This window comes from Lentzea jiangxiensis, assembly GCF_900104175.1.
GTDB lineage: Bacteria > Actinomycetota > Actinomycetes > Mycobacteriales > Pseudonocardiaceae > Lentzea > Lentzea jiangxiensis.
In genome coordinates this window covers 18984-35774 of the sequence record NZ_FNIX01000018.1, presented here as the reverse complement: position 1 = coordinate 35774, position 16791 = coordinate 18984, and the positions used below count along the sequence as shown (strand labels likewise).

17 protein-coding genes are annotated in these 16791 nt (G+C 71.9%); 6 read left to right on the top strand and 11 right to left on the bottom strand.

The window, feature by feature from the left end:
- Positions 1–3: 3 nt before the first annotated feature.
- Complete coding sequence (locus BLQ91_RS31900; RefSeq protein ID WP_143022909.1) at positions 4–522, top strand: flavin reductase family protein; 519 nt, start codon at positions 4–6, stop codon at positions 520–522.
- On the opposite strand, the gene BLQ91_RS31895 is transcribed toward BLQ91_RS31900, so the two are convergent.
- The 3 genes from BLQ91_RS31895 to BLQ91_RS31885 all read right to left on the bottom strand — a co-directional run bounded on the left by BLQ91_RS31895 (position 493) and on the right by BLQ91_RS31885 (position 2715).
- On the bottom strand, positions 493–1341 hold the full coding sequence (locus tag BLQ91_RS31895) for an AfsR/SARP family transcriptional regulator (protein WP_143022908.1): 849 nt from the start codon (positions 1339–1341) through the stop codon (positions 493–495). The genes BLQ91_RS31900 and BLQ91_RS31895 overlap by 30 nt on opposite strands.
- 171 nt (positions 1342–1512) lie before the next feature.
- The gene (locus BLQ91_RS31890) at positions 1513–1869 is read right to left on the bottom strand and encodes a 5-carboxymethyl-2-hydroxymuconate Delta-isomerase (RefSeq protein ID WP_090102893.1); all 357 of its coding nucleotides are present in this window, start codon (positions 1867–1869) and stop codon (positions 1513–1515) included.
- An 81-nt stretch (positions 1870–1950) separates the two neighbouring features.
- The gene (locus BLQ91_RS31885; RefSeq protein ID WP_090102891.1) at positions 1951–2715 is read right to left on the bottom strand and encodes an SDR family oxidoreductase; all 765 of its coding nucleotides are present in this window, start codon (positions 2713–2715) and stop codon (positions 1951–1953) included.
- A 100-nt stretch (positions 2716–2815) separates the two neighbouring features.
- On the opposite strand from BLQ91_RS31885, the gene BLQ91_RS31880 reads away from it, so the two are divergent.
- Positions 2816–3661 carry a helix-turn-helix transcriptional regulator gene (locus BLQ91_RS31880; RefSeq protein ID WP_090102889.1) on the top strand — a complete coding sequence of 282 codons (846 nt, stop codon included), beginning with the start codon at positions 2816–2818 and terminating at the stop codon, positions 3659–3661.
- Here BLQ91_RS31880 and BLQ91_RS31875 read toward each other — a convergent pair.
- Positions 3648–4124: a GNAT family N-acetyltransferase gene (locus BLQ91_RS31875; protein WP_245733961.1), complete on the bottom strand. Its 477-nt coding sequence runs from the start codon at positions 4122–4124 to the stop codon at positions 3648–3650. The two genes, BLQ91_RS31880 and BLQ91_RS31875, sit on opposite strands and share 14 nt — an antisense overlap.
- 62 nt (positions 4125–4186) lie before the next feature.
- On the opposite strand from BLQ91_RS31875, the gene BLQ91_RS43470 reads away from it, so the two are divergent.
- The 3 genes from BLQ91_RS43470 (at position 4187) to lnt (ending at position 7299) form a co-directional block, all read left to right on the top strand.
- A complete protein-coding gene (locus tag BLQ91_RS43470; RefSeq protein WP_281199706.1) occupies positions 4187–4321 on the top strand; it encodes a hypothetical protein in 135 nt (44 codons plus the stop codon).
- Between the two features lie 100 nt (positions 4322–4421).
- Positions 4422–5849, top strand: coding sequence for a polyprenol phosphomannose-dependent alpha 1,6 mannosyltransferase MptB (gene mptB / locus BLQ91_RS31870; RefSeq protein ID WP_245733960.1), 1428 nt, complete (start codon positions 4422–4424; stop codon positions 5847–5849).
- Positions 5836–7299 (top strand): apolipoprotein N-acyltransferase, encoded by a 1464-nt coding sequence (gene lnt / locus BLQ91_RS31865; RefSeq protein WP_090102886.1) that lies wholly within the window; start codon positions 5836–5838, stop codon positions 7297–7299. Before mptB ends, lnt begins: the two co-directional genes overlap by 14 nt.
- A 117-nt stretch (positions 7300–7416) precedes the next feature.
- Here the strand turns inward: lnt and BLQ91_RS31860 are convergent, their stop codons facing one another.
- On the bottom strand, positions 7417–8862 hold the full coding sequence (locus tag BLQ91_RS31860) for a phenylacetate--CoA ligase family protein (RefSeq protein WP_176960061.1): 1446 nt from the start codon (positions 8860–8862) through the stop codon (positions 7417–7419).
- A gap of 100 nt (positions 8863–8962) precedes the next feature.
- Between BLQ91_RS31860 and BLQ91_RS31855 the strand changes: the two genes are divergently transcribed.
- Entirely contained in the window at positions 8963–10081 is a 1119-nt protein-coding gene (locus tag BLQ91_RS31855; RefSeq protein WP_090102882.1) for a glycosyltransferase, read from the top strand.
- Here the strand turns inward: BLQ91_RS31855 and BLQ91_RS31850 are convergent.
- Genes BLQ91_RS31850 through BLQ91_RS41715 form a run of 6 tightly spaced genes read right to left on the bottom strand, consistent with a single transcriptional unit; the run spans position 10053 to position 16780 of the window.
- Positions 10053–11330, bottom strand: coding sequence for a cation:proton antiporter (locus BLQ91_RS31850; RefSeq protein WP_090102881.1), 1278 nt, complete (start codon positions 11328–11330; stop codon positions 10053–10055). The two genes, BLQ91_RS31855 and BLQ91_RS31850, sit on opposite strands and share 29 nt — an antisense overlap.
- A 16-nt stretch (positions 11331–11346) precedes the next feature.
- The gene (locus BLQ91_RS31845) at positions 11347–12642 is read right to left on the bottom strand and encodes a cytochrome P450 (protein ID WP_245733959.1); all 1296 of its coding nucleotides are present in this window, start codon (positions 12640–12642) and stop codon (positions 11347–11349) included.
- A complete protein-coding gene (locus tag BLQ91_RS31840; RefSeq protein WP_090102879.1) occupies positions 12636–13631 on the bottom strand; it encodes an alpha-hydroxy acid oxidase in 996 nt (331 codons plus the stop codon). Before BLQ91_RS31840 ends, BLQ91_RS31845 begins: the two co-directional genes overlap by 7 nt.
- A complete protein-coding gene (locus tag BLQ91_RS31835; protein WP_090103086.1) occupies positions 13628–15178 on the bottom strand; it encodes an NAD(P)-binding domain-containing protein in 1551 nt (516 codons plus the stop codon). Before BLQ91_RS31835 ends, BLQ91_RS31840 begins: the two co-directional genes overlap by 4 nt.
- Positions 15179–15189: 11 nt before the next feature.
- The gene (locus tag BLQ91_RS31830) at positions 15190–16623 is read right to left on the bottom strand and encodes a class I adenylate-forming enzyme family protein (RefSeq protein WP_218130476.1); all 1434 of its coding nucleotides are present in this window, start codon (positions 16621–16623) and stop codon (positions 15190–15192) included.
- Entirely contained in the window at positions 16610–16780 is a 171-nt protein-coding gene (locus BLQ91_RS41715) for an FAD-dependent monooxygenase (protein WP_176960057.1), read from the bottom strand. The genes BLQ91_RS31830 and BLQ91_RS41715 overlap by 14 nt, the downstream gene beginning before the upstream one ends.
- Between the last annotated feature and the right edge of the window lie 11 nt (positions 16781–16791).

Sequence of the window (16791 nt, the reverse complement as noted above, 5' to 3'; positions counted from 1 at the left end):
GCCGTGACAGCAACGGGGGACGTGGCCGCCGGAGTCGCGGTGGCCGCGTTCACCGACGCCATGAGCCGGCTGGTGTCGGGTCTCGCGGTGATCACCACCCGCCGGGCGGCAGGGGAGCCGTGCGGACTGCTTGTGTCGTCGATCTGCTCGTACAGCGTGGATCCGCCGTCGGTGCTGGTCGTCGTCGACCACGCCTCGCGGTGCCGCGACCCGCTCGCTCGTTGCGGCGCGTTCGGCGTGCACGTGCTCGGCAGCGCGCAGGAAGACGTCGCGCGGACGTTCGCGAGCCGCGGCGCCGACAAGTTCACGGGCCTCGCCTGGGAGTGGGACGCGGCGGTGCCTCGCCTCCGTGCGGCCCCGATCTACCTGCGCTGCACCCCGACCGCCGTGTTCGACCACGGCGACCACACCGTGCTGATCGGCGAGGTCACGCGCGCCGACGTGGCCGAAGCCGAGCCGCTGGTGTTCTACCGGCGGCTGCTCGACTGGCGGCTACGGGAAGGCGGTGGGCTCCATCCGTGACGCGGACAGCGCGCGATCGTGCCTGTGCCCCGTCACGAACGGGTCGTCGCCGTTGAGGACGGCCTGGTGCAGGGCCCGCAGCCGCGGCCCCGGCTCGATCCCCGCGTGGCTCGACAGCGCCCGGTACGCCCTCGCATAGGCCGCCAACGCGTCCGCGCGCCGCTCCGCCTGGCACAGCGCGAGCATCAGCTGCTCGTGGAACCTCTCCCACAACGGGTGGGTCCCGCACAGCTCCTCCAGGTCGCACACCGCCAGGTGCCCGTCACCGCGGCAGAGCACGACGTCGAAGCGGTCGCGCAGCAGTGCGAGGTACTCCTTCTCCAGCCGGGAGATGTCGTGGTCGAACAACCCGGTCTCGCGCAGGTCCGCGAGCGGCGAGCCGCGCCACAACGCGAGCGCGGACGTGAAGATCTCCCTGGCCCTGGCGCAGTCACCGGCCGCGACCGCCGCCTGCCCGTGCCTCGCGAGCTGCCGGAACCGGGTCAGGTCGAGCTGGTGCGGTTCCAGGTGCAGCACGTACCCGGACGGACGGGTGCTGAGCACGGGGTGCGAGGCACGCCCGCTGGAGAACCCCGGCGTGAGCACGCGCCGCACCGCCGTCACGTACCCGTGCAGCGCGGCGACAGCCGACCGGGGCGCCGCCCGCGCCCACAGCTGGTCCACGATGCGGCTGGTCGGCACGAACTCGTTGGCGTGCAACGCGAGCAGAGCGAGCAACGCCCGTTGCTTCTGCGCCGTCGGCGTGCATCTTCGTGCTCCGCGGGTGACCTCGAACGTCCCCAGGACCCGGAAGTGCAGTGGTTCGTCCCCGGTTGCCAAGTGATCGTCACCTCTTGTCCGGGACCCGTTGCGGCCCACCGACTTCGCACACCTGACCGACCCGGACAGTGTCGGACAGCGAGGGACTTCGAGGTAGTGTTCGGGCCGAAACTGCCGGTGCGGCCAGCCGCCGTCAGACCTCGCCCAGGGGGTCCCCGCTCCGCGAGGCCGTCACAGCACCAGCTTGCGGTACTGCTCGCGATCCAGGTCGTACACCTCGAGCGACACCTGCGCGGGAACCCCTTCGACGGGCTTGAGGTGGTCGCGCAGGAGATCCACGCCCGCCTGCCCGACCTGCTGCTTGAGCTCGACGGGCCGGCCCGTGAGCAACCCGACCCGCACGTGCACGATCGCGACGGGTGACCCGTCGCCGACCACGATCTCCTCGATCTGCCGGAACCGCGTCTTGAACTCGGCGACATCGGCGCTGACCAACGGCGACAGCGCGTTGTGCAGGGCGATGGCGAACCCGCGGCGGTCGAACGCCCCGCGCAGCTCGGGGGAGTACTCGACGGTGATCTGTGGCATGGCATCACGCTACCGGCGGAGGTCACGACCGCGTGGACGGCGTCGCACGGAAGATCATCGTCTGGGACGCGGGGACGGGTGTCACTTGCCGTGCGGGTCCTCGGCGTTGATCGCCGCGACCACCTGGTCGTAGTCGCCCCGCGCTTCGCCGTAGCGCAGGAACTTCACGCTCTCGACCTGGATCTCCCTGGCGTCGGGCTGGGTCTCGATGAGGCCCATGACCTCGGCGACGTACTCGTCGAGCGGCATCGCGTGCTCGTTCTCGGCGTGGCCGGGCAGGAGGTCGGTCCGCACCGCCGGCGGCTCCAGTTCCACGACCCGCACCGACGTGTCCGCGAGCTGCAGGCGCAGGGTCTCGCTGAGCATGTGGATCGCCGCCTTGGAGGCGTTGTAGCTCGGCGTGATCTTCAGCGGCGCGAAGGCGAGGCCGGAGGAGACGGTCATGATCGTGGCGTCCGGGAGCGTCTGGAAGTGCTCGACGAACGCGGCGATCAGGCGGATCGGGCCGAGGACGTTGGTGGTGATCGTGTTCTCGGCGGAGGCCAGGAACGACTCGGGGCGGTGCCAGTCCTCGACGCGCATGACGCCGGCCATGGTGATCAGCACGTTCAGGCCGGGGAACCGGCCGAGGACGTCCGCGGCCGCGGCCTCGACGCTGCCGGCGTCGGTGGTGTCGACGCGCACGGTGTGGACACCGGGGTGCTCGGCGGCGATCCGGTCGAGCAGTTCGGTGCGCCGGCCACCGACGACGACGGTGTTGCCGCGCTCCCGCAGGGCGAGGGCCAGCGCCAGGCCGATGCCGCTGGTGGCGCCGGGGATGAAGACGGTGTTTCCGGTGATGTCCATGCACCGAGCTTCGGACCTTCCGCCGACGTGCGGCAGAGAGCGCTTATCGGGGGATCGGCGATCCCTGGCACGGCGCGCCGGGCCCCGGATACTGGAGTGCATGGATCGGGTGGAGCTCGCGGCCTTCCTGCGCCGCCGCCGGGAGGAACTGCGGCCGCAGGACGTCGGGCTGCCCGCCGGCGCGCGCAGGCGGGCGACGGGGTTGCGGCGCGAGGAGGTCGCGGCGCTGGCCGCCATGTCGACGGACTACTACACGCGCCTGGAGCAGCGACGCGGCCCGCAGCCGAGCGAGCACATGCTGACCTCTCTCGCCCGCGCGCTGCGGCTGACCGGTGACGAACGCGACTACCTGTTCCGCGTCGCCGGTCGCAACGCCCCGTCGCCCCAGGTCACCACCACGCACGTCGCGCCGGCGTTGCAGCGCGTGCTGGACCGCATCACCGACACCCCGGCGCTGATCCTGTCGAACCTCGGCGAGGTCCTGGTGCAGAACAGGTTCGCCGAGGCGCTCTACGGCGACTCCTCGCACTTCACCGGCCTCGCCCGCAGCGGGATCTACCGCTGGTTCACCGACCCGCGCGAGCGCCTGGTCTACCCCGAGGACGACCGCGAGCGGCAGAGCCGCGCCCAGGTGGCGAGCCTGCGCGCCGCGTACGCCTCGATGGGCGCGCGTTCACGGGCAGGCGAGCTGGTCCGCGTGCTGCAGAAGGAAAGCGCCGAGTTCGCGCGGCTGTGGGAACGGCACGAGGTCGCCAAGCGCTACGAGGACCACAAGGTGCTGATCCACCCGCAGCTCGGCGCGATCGAGGTCGACTGCCAGGCGCTGTTCACCGAGGACCAGTCGCAGGCCCTGCTCGTGCTGACCGCACCCCCGCGCACCGAGGCGTTCGACAAGCTGCAACTGCTCGGCGTCCTGGGCACCGAGGAGTTCGTCAGCCGAGCTTGAGGATCGTCTCCTCGACCTCGGCCTTGCGCGCGTTGGCGTACCCCACGTCCGTGCCGACCACCTCGAAGCCCGCCCGCAACAGCACCCGCCGCGACCCGGCGTTGTCACTCGCGACCCGCGCGTGCACCGGCCTCGTGGTGACTTCCCGCAGCAGCAGCTCCACCGCCCGCCCGGCGACGCCCTGCCCCCAGACGGAGCGGTCGACCCAGTAGGTGATCTCGGTGTCGCCCTCGATGACGAAGCTCGCGATGCTGCCGACGACCCGCCCGTCGCCGACGATCACCCGGTTCGTGGTGTCCGGGTTCGCGAGGTTGCGCCGCAGGTGCGCCTCGAACGCCTCCCGGTCGTCGGGGTCCTGCGCGGTGAACGCGGCCATCCTGACCGATTCGGGGTCGCGCATGAACTCGAACAACGCGTCGAAATCGGCGTCCTCGACGGGGCGCAGCGTCACTTCACGGATCACCTGACGAGCCTAGTCCCCGAGCTGGGCTGTCGGGGGTTCATCAGAGCAGCACCGCGGCGGACGTGCGGTGGAGTTCCGTCGCCGAGAACGTCGGCACGGGCGATCCTGTCGAGGACGCCGTCGACCCGATCTCCGGGGTCGTGATCCGCGACGCCGAGGAAACCGTGTGGATGACGCACGACTTCGCCGGGAGTTGAGCCGCGAAACCCGTTTCCGAAAGATCATCCTCAAGTCGTACGTGGGAACGCGACCACAGTCGGACGCGTGACGACCGGTCCGGACAGCACTGTCTCTTCCGTGCAGACCGTCACCTACCGCTGGCCCACCACCGTCACCCCCGCCACCCGGGACGACGCCCCGGACCTGGTGCGCTGGACGGGCTTCGGCGGCGCGCTCCTGCTCACGGCCGGGGCGTGGGCGGTGAGCGCCGGGGCACCGCCGCTCGCGCTGGGCGCGGCGATCGCGGGTGCCGGGCTGGTCGTGCTGGCGTGGGTGCTGCTGAGGAACGCGCTGCCGGACCCGGTGTGGCTGCGCCGGACGCTGGCGTGGTGGTGCGGGCCGCTGCTGGTGGCCCCGCCGCTGTTCAACCGCGACGTCTTCAGCTACCTCGCCCAGGGGGAGGTGGCCGCGCGGGGGCTCGACCCGAACGTGGTCAGCCCGGCGGCGGGGGCGAGTGCGGAGGCCGTCGCACGGGTCGGCTCCTACTGGCGCGAGACCCCGTCGCCGTACGGGCCGCTGTTCGGCACGGTCGAACGCGTCATCGCCGAGGTCACGAGCGGCGACCCGGTCCTGGGCATCGGGCTGTACCGGCTGGTGTCGGTGCTGGGCCTGCTGCTCGTGGTCTGGTCGGTGCCGAGGCTCGCGAAGATCGCCGGTGTCGACGAACGCGCGGCGCTGTGGCTGGGTGTGCTGAACCCACTGGTGCTGTGGCACCTCATCGGCGGTGTCCACAACGACGCCCTGATGCTCGGGCTCATGCTGTCCGGCACCGTCGTGGCCCTCACCGCGCTGCCCGGCGTGCAGTGGTGGCAGTTCACGGCCGGCGTCGTCCTCATCGGACTCGGCGCACAGGTCAAGCTGCCCGCGCTCGTCGCGCTCGCGGTCGTCGGCACCGCACTGGCCCGGCGACTGGGCGGAGGCCTGGTGAGGTTCGTCCTCGCGGGACTGTCCATGGTGGTCGCCGCCGCCGCGGTCTCGGCCCTGACGTCACTGGCCGGAGGCTCCGGCTTCGGCTGGGTGCGGGCGCTCGGCACGCCGTCGAAGATCAACAGCTGGATGGCGCCGACCAACTGGCCCGGCTACCTGGCGGGTGCGGTGTTCGGGCCGCAGAGCGGTCAGGCGATAATTTCCTCGGCACGGATCGCGGGGCTCGTGCTGATCCTGTGCGGCGTGGCCGTGGTGGTGCACCGCCACCTGCGCGGCGGGATCTCCGAGGTGACGGCGCTGGGGATGATGATGAGCCTGATCGTGGTGCTGGGGCCGGTGATCCAGCCGTGGTACCTGCTGTGGGCGGTGCTGCCGCTGGCCGCGTGCCTGCCGGACGGGCCGTGGCGCACGAGGGTCGCCGCGGTCGCCGGGGTGTTCGCGCTGCTGGTGCCGCCGCTCGCGGGTGACTTCTCGGGTCGCGTCGCCGAGCTGATCGCGGCCTACGTGCTCGGGATCGCCCTGGTGGCGGGCGCGTACGTCGTCCTGCGCCGGGCGAGGGTGTCCGTTGCGCAGAGCTGATCTCGTCCGCTACGGCGCGGCCGCGCTGTCCGGCGGAGCGCTGGCGCTGAGCTTCCCGCCGCGCACGCTCTGGTGGCTGGCCGTGCCCGCGTTCGTCGTGCTGTGGCTCGTCCTGAGGAACGGCCGGCACTCGGGCCGTCTCGGGTTCGTCTTCGGCTTCGCGTTCTTCCTGCCGCACCTGTGGTGGATCCAGCACTTCCTCGGCACCGACTTCGGCCCCTGGCCGTGGCTCGTGCTCAGCGCGTTGATGGCGCTGTTCATCGGCGGCGTCTGCGCGCTGTTCCCGCTGGTGGCACAGTTGCCCGCGGCACCGGTGTGGGCGGCGCTGCTGTTCGTGCTGCAGGAGACCCTGCGCGGCCTCGTCCCGTTCAACGGCTTCCCGTGGGGCCGCGTCGCGTTCGGCCAGGTCGACGGGCCGTTCGGGCGGCTCGCCGTGGTCGGCGGGGCGCCGCTGGTGACGTTCGCGGTGGTCGTCACCGGCTTCGGCCTGGCCGCCTGGCTGCCCCGGTGGACCCGCGCGTGGGCGCTCGTGCCGATCGTCGCCGCGCTCGCCGCGGGCCCGCTGATCTCGGTCGACGCCCAGGCCGGGCAGCGCACCGTCGCCGTCGTGCAGGGCAACGCGCCCGACCTCGGCCTCGGCCTGCTCAGCGAGGGCGCCACCCTGCGCGACAACCACCTGCGCAAGACCGCCGAACTGGCCGCGCTGGTCCGCGGCGGCGCGCTGCCCGAGCCGGACCTCGTGGTGTGGCCGGAGAGCGCGACCAGGACCCGCGACCGCGACCCGGTGCTCGACGGCGCCATCCGCGACCTCGGCGTGCCGACCCTCGTGAGCGCGTTGCGCGGTGCGGAGAACGCCGTCATCGCCTGGGACCCCGTGACCGGCGCGGGGCGGTCGTACGCGAAGCAGGAGCTCGTCCCGTTCGCCGAGCACATCCCGCTGCGCCCGCTGGCGCGGCTCGTGACGCCGTTCGCCGACCAAGCGGACCTCGAGGCGGGCACCGAACCGGGTGCGCTGGACATCGCGGGCACGCGCGTGGGCGTCGGCATCTGCTACGAGGTCGCCTACGACTACGTCCTGCGCGAGAGCGCGGCCGCGGGTGCTCAGGTGCTGGTCGTTCCGACGAACAACGCCTGGTACGGCCGAGGCGAGATGACCTACCAGCAGCTCGGGATGGCCCGCCTGCGCGCCGTCGAGCACGGCAGGGCGGTCGTGGTCGCGGCTATCAGCGGCGTGAGCGCGGTGGTGCGGCCGGACGGCAGCGTGGTGCGGTCGACCGGGATGTTCACCGACGACCTGATGGTCGACAGCGTGCCGCTGCGCACGGACCTGACGTTCGCGACGAGGTTCGGCGGCGCCGTCCACGTCCTGCTCACGGGTGCCGCCCTCGCCGCGTGCGTGGCCGGGCTGTGGAAGCGCCGCCGAGTCCCAGTTCCTGCCGGGCAGGGCTGACCCCGGCGACGTCTGCTGGTGCGGCACCGACAACCCTGCCGCCGGGTCGTCAGCAACGCCACTCCAGGCAGGGAGGGGAATCCGGGAAAGCTATTGCTGCGTGGCGCAAAGCGCTTTTCACGCCCGTCGGGTGTACCTGTGCTTCACGCCGGTGGGGAAGTGCTCGGGGTCGCCGGCCGGCCTCAGCACGACCTCGGGCAGCTGCCGTTCGGCGGGCACGTAGTGCGCGTACTCGCTGTTGAGCCGCAGCAGCTGGGCGCGGATCGACTCGGCGACCTCCGCCGCGTCCGCGGTCGCGCCCGGCGCGGTCTCGACCGTGATCCGCAGCCGCCGATCGCGATCTTCGTCCTCGACGGATTCGACCACGAACTTGCCCGTGACGACCTCGCTGATCCCCGGCTGTTCCAAGCCGACCGCCACGTTCTCGGGGTAGATGTTCGCGCCGAAGAACGACACCGTGAACAGCGACCGCCCGAACAGGAACACGAACGGCAGCTCCGGTCCCGGCGGGGGAGTGAAGCCGTTGCGGGCGCACAGTTCGAGCAACGCGCCGTGCTCCAGCAGCCCGCCCTCGTCGGCGATCCGGTAGCGGATCAGCGGGATCCCGCCGTCCGCGGTGAACACCAGCATGCCGTCGTGCACCTCGAAGAACCGGCTCGCCGGGTCGTACTGCACGAGGGTCGGCAGCCGTGGGTCACCGAAGACCTCGCGCGCCAGAGCGGGCCGGTCCGCGAGGAACCGCCGGATGCTCGCCGACAGCGGGGTCTCGTTGCCCAGCACGCCGGAATCCGCTGTGCCGTAGAGGGAAGCGACGTCGCGGACGGGATCGGCGATGCCCGCGCGCCGGGACACCAGGTCGCGCCACTGCTCGCTGAACACCTCTCCGGCCAGCACGAGCTTGATCCGGTACGCGGGCCAGTCGACGCCCTCCGCGACACCGGTGTCGACGACGTCCTTCACGAACGGCGGGTAGCCCAGGACCACGACCTGCTCGAAGTGCGGCGCCAGTTCCGGCAGCACGCGCAGGATCTCCGCCTTGTTGTTGCCCGGCGCCACGACCGTGATCGGGCAGCCCTTCGCCGCGAGGTGCCGCACGCACGCCTGCGTGAACAGCCCGCCGACCCACGTGCCGAGAGGGAAGCACACCACGGCGAGCGTCGTCCGCTCGTCCGCCCCGAACCCGTCGACGAGCACCTGCTCGAAGCGCCGCGCGACGTGCAGCTCGTCCTCGAGCGCCCGCGGCCAGACCGTCGGCCGCCCGCTCGACCCGGACGACACCGCGATCATGTCGCAGCCGGTGAGCGATCCGTCGCGGCACAGCTCCGGCAACGGGTACCGCTCGTGGTAGTTCGCCTTGTCGAGCAACGGCAGCCGCTGGAAGTCCTCGAACGTCGTGATCGACGCGGGCTCGATCCCGTTCTCCGCCAGCAGGTCCCGGTAGGCGGGCACTGTGGAGGCCGTGTGCCCGAACAGGTCGAGCACCCAGCTCGGGGACTTCGGCTCGCCGGTCGCGAAGAAGTCGTCGAAGGCCTGGCGCACACGGGTCTGCCGGCTGCTGTCCATCATCGGAGCCTAGCGAGCAAATCCATCTCTGCTTGCTCTATTGCTTCAGTGTTGACTGAAAAGACCCCTCGACCGGTGGAGGATCACTAGCCTCGACGGGGTGCGCATCCTCTTCTCGTGCCGTCCGGCCTACGGCCACGTCTTCCCCCTGGTCCCGCTCGCGAGGGCAGCGCGGGAAGCGGGCCACGAGGTCGTGTTCGCGACCGGACAGGACTTCCTCGGCATCGTGCGGGACCTCGGTTTCGAGGCACACCCGGCGGGCATCTCGGTCGGGGAGGCCGAAGCCGAGGCACGCCGTCGGCACGGTGACGCCGACGTCACCAGACTGATGATCACGATGTTCGCGGACGTGCTGCCGCGCGCGACAGCCGGCGACCTCGCCGCGCTCCTGCCGCGGGTCCGACCCGACCTCGTCGTCTACGAGCAGAGCGACGTCGGCGCCGCGAAGGCCGCGCGGGACGCGGGGATCCCGGTCGTGTCGCACGTGATCGGCCGGTCGATGCCGCCGCCGGTGCAGCAGCTGGCCGCGCCGGAGATGGCGTGGCTGTGGGACGGTGCCGCGCCCGCCGACCTGATGCTCGGCGACGTGGTGGTCGACCTGTGGCCGGACGTCGTGCGCGATCCGGTCGTCGCGGCGCTCCCGACGGTGTTGCGGCAGCGGCCGGCGGCGTTCGACCTGGACGTCCCGATGCCCGAGGTCGAATCGGCGAAACCGCTGGTGTACCTGACGCTCGGCACGGTGTCGTTCGGCCGCACGGAGGTCCTGCGGGCCGCGGTCGACGGGCTCGCGCGCCTGCCGGTCACGGTCCTGGTCGCGCTCGGCCCGGGCGATCCGGCGCTGCTGGGCGAGGTGCCGGGCACCGTCCACGTCGCCGGGTTCGTGCCGCAGGCGCAGGTGCTGCGGCGAGCTGACCTCGTGGTGCACCACGGCGGAACCGGCACCGTCCTCGGCGCGCTCGCGGCCGGCCTGCCGCAGCTCGTGCTGCCCCAGGGCGCCGACCAGTTCGTCAACGCCGACGTCCTCGCCCAGACCGGTGCCGGTGCGAAGCTCGTCGGTCCGGAGGCCACCGCGGACGCCGTCACCGCCGCGGCGCGCCACCTGCTGGACGACCCGGCCGCGCGGAACGTGGCCACGACGGCGGCGGCCGAGATCGCCCGGATGCCCGAGCCGGCCGCCGTCGTCGAGGAGCTCACCGCACTGGTGCGGGGGACGGCCTGACGTCGGCGGTGGCCTCCAGGTGGTCGGGCAGCGACGCGCGGTAGATCGGCATGGCCGCGGCGGTGGTGACGATCGCGACGGCCACGAGGATCGCGAACATCTCGGGCGTCACCAGGTCGTAGGCCAGGCCGATGTTGATGAAGATCAGGATCATCAGCCCGCGGGCGTTCATCAGGCCGCCGACCGCCGACGCGTAGCGCCACGAGTAGCCCTGCGCGCGGACCACCAGCCCGCAGCCCAGGTACTTGCCGGCGAACGCGGCCAGCATGATCACCGCGAGCGGGAACCACAACGCGCCGCCCGCGCCGAACCCGTCGACCCGCGTGTTGAGGCCGCTGAACGCGAAGAACACCGGCAGCAGCAGGATCGAGTTGAGGTCGGCGAGCTTGGTCTCGAGCTCGTGGCGCACGACCTTCGACTTCGGCATCGCGAGGCCGGTGATGAACCCGCCGAACACCGAGAACACGCCGATGTAGTCGGTGAACCAGCCGGCCACGAGGACGACCAGCAGCACCACGGCCACCATGTCGCGGCTGAGCTTGCCGTCGCGTTCGGCGCGCTCACCGAGCTTGGCGAGCCACCTGCGGCCCAGCGTCAGCATGACCACCGCGAAGATCGCCGCTCCGAGGATGGTGCGCAGGGCTCCGGACGGGCTGCCGGAGGCGCCGACCGCGATGATCAGCGCGAGGAACGCCCACGCCACGGCGTCGTCGATCGCCGCCGCGACGAGGGTGAGGCCGCCGATCGGGGTGTTGGCGATGCCGCGTTCCTCCAGGATCCGCGCGAGCATCGGGAACGCGGTGATCGACAGGGCGCCGCCGACGAACAGCAGGAACACCCACAGGCTCGACCCCTCGGGGCTCAGCGAGTCGTAGAAGAGGACCGCCGCGCCGGCGCCGAGCAGGAACGTGGGCACGATGCCGGACACGGCGAGCACCGTGGCCTTGCGGGCGTTGGCACCCGTGGTGAGGCCGTGGTCCAAAGAGGACCCGACGAGGAACATGTAGAACGTCAGGCCGATAGTGCTGAGCACGTACAGGGTGCTCTTCACGTCGGAGGGGAACAGCTGGGCCTGCACGCCGGGTGCGACGGCGCCGAGCAGCGCGGGGCCGAGCAGGACGCCCGCGACCATCTCGCCCACGACCCTGGGCTGCTTGACCAGCATGGCGAGTCTCCCGCACAGGGTGGTCGCGACGAGCACGACCGCCAGTGCGGCGAAGACCTGCAACGCGAAGTGGATCTGGTTCACCGGGCATCTCCTGGGATCAGTGCCGGACCGGGCAACCCTGCGTGTCGTGCGTGTCGAAGTAGCGGCCCGCGGGCCGGAGGTGGTGGGCGTGCAGCACCATCGCGGTACCGAGCACGAGCTGGACGACGCTGCGCCAGACGTCCTCCCAGCGGTCGCGCACGCGCAGGAAGGCCAGACGTCTCCGGGGCACCGGGCCTTCGCGGACGAGCAGGCACGGGCCGCGGCTGGGCAACGACCTGGTGTGCGACACGGAGGAATGCAGCGTCACGCGCCGCAACACCTCCCGGGCGGACGTGCGCATCGCGAGGGGGGCGAGCCGCCAGGCCGGGCAGGGGCGGTTGGCGGCGACGCCGAACGGGATGTGGTGCTCGTGCCGGGCCGCGGTGCTCTCCCAGCGGCCGGGGTCGAACACGTCGGGGTTCGCGTAGCCGGTCGCGTGGTAGGCGGGGTAGCTGAAGCACAGCACCGACCCGGCCGGGAACGAGGTCTCGTCGTCCAGCGCGATGTCCGCGGTCGTGATGCGGTGCGCGATGCCGAACAACGGGTAGAGGCGGAACGTCTCGTCGAGCACGTGGGCGCAGTAGCGGTCGTCGTCGATCCGCCGCGCCACCTCGGGGTGCTGGGCGAGCGCGAGCAGCAGGTGCGCCATCGCCTCGGACATCTGCACGACAGCCGTGTTGAAGTACGTGCCCTGCAGGTAGTGCACCTGCTCGGTCTCGGACAACGTCCGCGGCAACGGGTGGCGGACGTCCGCGAGCCGCACGCGCAGGTAGCGGGTCAGCCGCGCCCGGCGGGCGGGGTGGCGCAGGCCGGTGCACTTCAACGCGCTCACGACGTCGTCGGCGTGGTCGACGATGAGGTCACGCGCGTACCGCGGGCACGGTTCGCCGAACACCATCTCGTAGAAGTACTCGGCCCACACGGGCATCATCAGGTCGCGCAGCCGCACCTCGGTGACGCGGCCGGTGAGCACCTCGTCGAGCACCTTCGCCGTGCACCTCGTGGCGGCGGCGGAAAGCTCCTCGGTGGATCCGGACAGGAAGGTGCGGGTGGCGCGGGCCACGTCGTCGTAGCGCGGCCCGGCCTCCAGGTGCTCCTGGTGCACCTCGGGGCCGGGGGAGAGCCAGTACCAGAACAGGTCCGACAACCCGGCGCCCTTGCTGCGGCCGTTGGCGGCGGGGTGGCTGTAGAGCTCCTGGAAGCGGTCCGGGCCGATGACCTCGTTCGGGAACGTGATCGCGTTGTCGCCGTTGACCTTCTCGAACACCTTGGCGCGCAACGCGACCACGCGTGCGGGCAACCAGCTCAGCACCGGGCCACCACCACGTCCCTGCTCAGCTCGCCCCCGCACAGCGTCAGGACGTGCAGGAACTCGTCGTGCAGCACGTCGAGCACCCGCCGCACGCCCTGCTCGCCGTCCGCGGCCAGCCCCCACAGCACCGGCCTGCCGATGCCGACGGCCGAAGCCCCCAGCGCCAGTGCCACCGCGATGTCGCCTCCACCGCGGACACCGCCGTCGAGCACGACCGGCACCCGCCCCGCCACGGCGTCGGCCACCGCCGGCAACGCGTCGAGCGCCGCCGGGACGAGGTCGAGCTGACGTCCGCCGTGGTTGGACACGACGATGCCCGCCACACCGTGCTCCACGGCCAGCACCGCGTCCGCCGGGTGCAGGATCCCCTTCACCCACAACGGGAGCGCGGTCATCTCCCGCAGCCGGTCGAGGTGCCCCCACGACACGGCCGGCGACATCTCGATGGTCCGCAGCCCGGGGCCGGTCAGGTCCCGCATGTTCTCCGCCGCCAGCCCGGCCGGCAGGTCGTGGAAGCCGTGCGCGAGGTCGCGCCGGTGCCGCCCGAAGACGGGGGAGTCGGCGGTCACCACGAGCGCCGCGCAGCCCGCTCGTTCCGCCCGGCGCACCAACGCCTCCGTGACGGCCGGGTCCGGCTGGACGTAGAGCTGGAACCACACGGGTCCGCTCGCGGCCGCCACGACCTCGGCGATCGGCACGGTCGAGGCCATGCTCGACACCAGCGTCGTCGTTCCCGCCGCCCGTGCCGTCGCCAGCTCGCCGTCGGGGTGGGCGAGCTTGTGGAACGCGGTCGGCGAGATCAGCACCGGGAAGTCCTGCCGGACCTCGATCCCCCGCAACACCCTCGGCAGCAGGGCGCGGCGCCGGAACGCCGCCTCGTTCTCCGCGAGCACGACCTCGTCCCCGACCCCGCCCGCGAAGAAGTCGTAGTGGACGGGGTCGAGCACCGCGCGTGCCTTGTCGTGCAGTTCCGCGAGCACGGGGTTCACCGGAGGTACTCCCGCAACGGTGCCTTGTGGACGGTCTCGCTGTCCCACTCGTTCTCGAGGTTCTCGGTGACGTGGTGCTCGTCGACGAGCTCGCCGGAGCGGAACCGCCGCACGACCGGGTGCAGGTAGCGGCCGTCGAGCCCGCTGGTGTCGTACTGCGAGTTGCGGCCGGCGGTGATGTCGAACGGGTTGACCTTGTCGTGGTCGGCCCCGTACTCCAGGGTGACCGTCACGTACGACTCGACGTCGCCGAACTCGCCGCGCGCCACCGCCTCGTGCAGGTGCGCGACGGGCACCTCCTCCAGGTAGCGCACCGTGCCGTCGCGTCCGGTCAGCACCACGTCGGCGAGGAACCCGAACATCTGCCACAGCGCGGAGGTCCGGTTGACCCGCGCGATGATCGCCTCGGCGACGGCCTCGGCGCCGGCCGGAAGCGACCGGCTGGGCCAGTCCACGCCGTGGTAGCGCTGCTCGGTGATGCGGTGCAGTGCGCGCACGCCGTAGCGGAAGCCGTGGATGAACCCGCTGGTCGACTTCTTGAAGTCGCGCATCTGCGTGATCGTGCCCGCGAAGAACAGGTCGGGGACGTTCACCGACTCCCAGGCCGCCGTCTGGTCGGGGAACCGCGACTTGATCGTGAGCCGCGGGCGGCACTCCGGCGCGAAGATCGAGGCGTCGAACCGGAACCCGGTCGCGAGGACCACCCGGTCGTAGCGGATCTCCTTGACCACCTCGTTCACGCGCTGGAAGCTGACCTTCACGAGGTAGCCGTCGCCGTCGCGGCGGATGGCCGTGATGTGCCCGTCCAGCAACGCGTTCTGCGACTTGAGCTGGTAGGTGTCGAGGAAGTTGTTGTTCACGGCCCGCAGGTGGCCGACGAAGTGCGTCTGCCACGCGAGCTTCAGCGACCCCGGCCCGGCGACGTGGATGACCGACGTGGTCTCCATCAGCGCGTCGGCGGTCTCGAAGGCCGAGTTGCCACGGCCGATGATCAGCACCCGCTTGTCCGTGAAGTCCTGCGGGTCGACGGACACGTCGTAGTAGTGCTCGGCGTGCTCGACGCCGTCGATGTCCGGGACGTACGGCTGGGAGACACCGGTCGCGACGATGACGCGCTTCGCCCGGTAGGTGCCACCGTGCTGGTCACGCACCACGAAGTCGTCCGGCCGCGTCACCGACACGACCCTGGTGTCGTAGCGGACCGGGAGGTCGTTCTTGACGGCGAAGTCGCCGAGGTAGCGGACCATGTCGTCCGCGTCCGGGAAGTAGCGCGGCGTGTAGCCGGTGAACAGCAGCTCGGGGTCGTCGGACAGCAGCGAGTTCCAGTCGACCCGCAGGTTGAGCTCCGGGTCGTCCCAGCCCGTGTGGACCTTGTTGATGGAGATCAGCTGGCGGTGCCGGGGGAAGCGGGTGAAGAACGTCCCCGCGGCCTGGCCGGCCTCCAGCACCAGGTGCTCGCGCCCGGACTGCTTGAGCAGGTAGGACGCCTGCAGGCCCGCCGGCCCGGCGCCGATGACGAGACACTCGGTCGTTACCTCGCTGGACACGGGGTTCTCCTTCACGCGGTGGTGGCCGACTCGGCCAGCTGACGTTTGTCGGGTTTGCCGCTGGGGGCGACGGGCGGTTCGCTGATCGCGGTGAGACGGCTGGGGGCGCAGGCCGCGCCGAGCCGGGCGGTGACGAGCTCGCGCAGTTCCCCGAGCTCGGGAACCCGATCGGCCTTCGGCACCACGAAGGCGTGCACGGCCTCGCCGGTCTCGTCGTCGGGCACCGCGACGACGTAGACCTCGGCGACGTCCGGGTGCTCGGCGAGCACCTGCTCGATCGGGCCGACGTGGTGCAGGTTCGCGTTGACGATCACGACGTCGCGGGCCCGGCCGGTCAGCCGCAGGTAGCCGTCGTCGTCGATCCGGCCGAGGTCGCGCGTGCGGACCCAGCCGTCCACGAACACCTCGGCCGACTCCCCGGCGTCGGCCCAGTACCCGCTCGCCTGGCCGGGGGTGCGGACGTACAGCTCGCCGTCGCGGACCTCGACGTCGACGGGCGGCTTCCCCACGGTGCCGGGAGGATCGTCCGGCGTGGCCATCGAGATCATGCCGGTCTCGGTCTGGCCGTAGCCGTGGAACAGCACCGGTCCCAGCACGTCCAGCGCCTCGCGGTGGCGGTCCGGCGTCAGGGGAGAGCCGGAGACCAGCAGGGCCTTCAGCGTGGAGAGGTCGGCGGGCTCGCGCTTCTGGGCGGCGACGAGCTTCGCCAGGCCCGGCGCGGTGATCACGCGTGCGGTGGCCCTGAGCTCGGTGATCGCGTCGGCGGGGTGGTCGGCGACGACGATCGTGCCGCCCGCGGTGAGGGTGAGGATCGCGTACTCGAACATGACCTGGCTCGACAGCGACCCGAACACCAGGTAGCGGTCGAGCCTCGTCGCCAGGTCCCGGATCGCAGGGGGCCAGGACTCGGGCCGCGCGGTCCAGGCACCGGTCATGGCGGCGTAGGTCTGCGCGCAGGCTTTGGGGGCGCCCGTGCTGCCGCTGGTGTGGATGAGGCGGGCGACGTCGCCGAGCTTCCCGCGGCAACGCAGGGGTTCGGGGGAGTGGGCGAGCAGGTCGGTGACGGTGAGCCGCACGGGTGTCCCCGCCGCGACCGCCCGCGCTGCTCCACCGGCGTCGGTCACCACGGCCGCGATGTCGAGCCCGAGCAGGTGCCGCACCTGGGCGTCCGTCAGTCCCGGGCGCACCCCCACCACCCGAGCGCCCACGACGTGTCCGGCGAGGATCGTCGCGAACGCCCCGGCGTCGACCCCGAGCAGCAGCGCGAGCCCGTCACCGGGCCCGATCCCGTTGCCGCGCAACCCGGACGCGATCCGCGCGACGAGGTCGAGCATCTCCGCGCCGGTCACCACGCGGGTGCCGTGCTCGAACACCGGCCGGTCCGCGGCGGCGGTGAGCACGTCGAGCACCGCGCGCGGGAACGGCTCGGCGTCACGCGCCGGCAAGGCATTCCTCCACGAACGCGACCAGCGGCTGCTGGTGCGCCTCGGGCAGGTCCCGGTGCTTCTCGAGGACGGCGTGGTCGCGACCGCCCCGCGCCGGCAGCGCGGCGAGCGGCAAACCGGCCGGTCCGGCGCCGATGATCAGGTACTCGTGGGCCATGGACGGGGAAG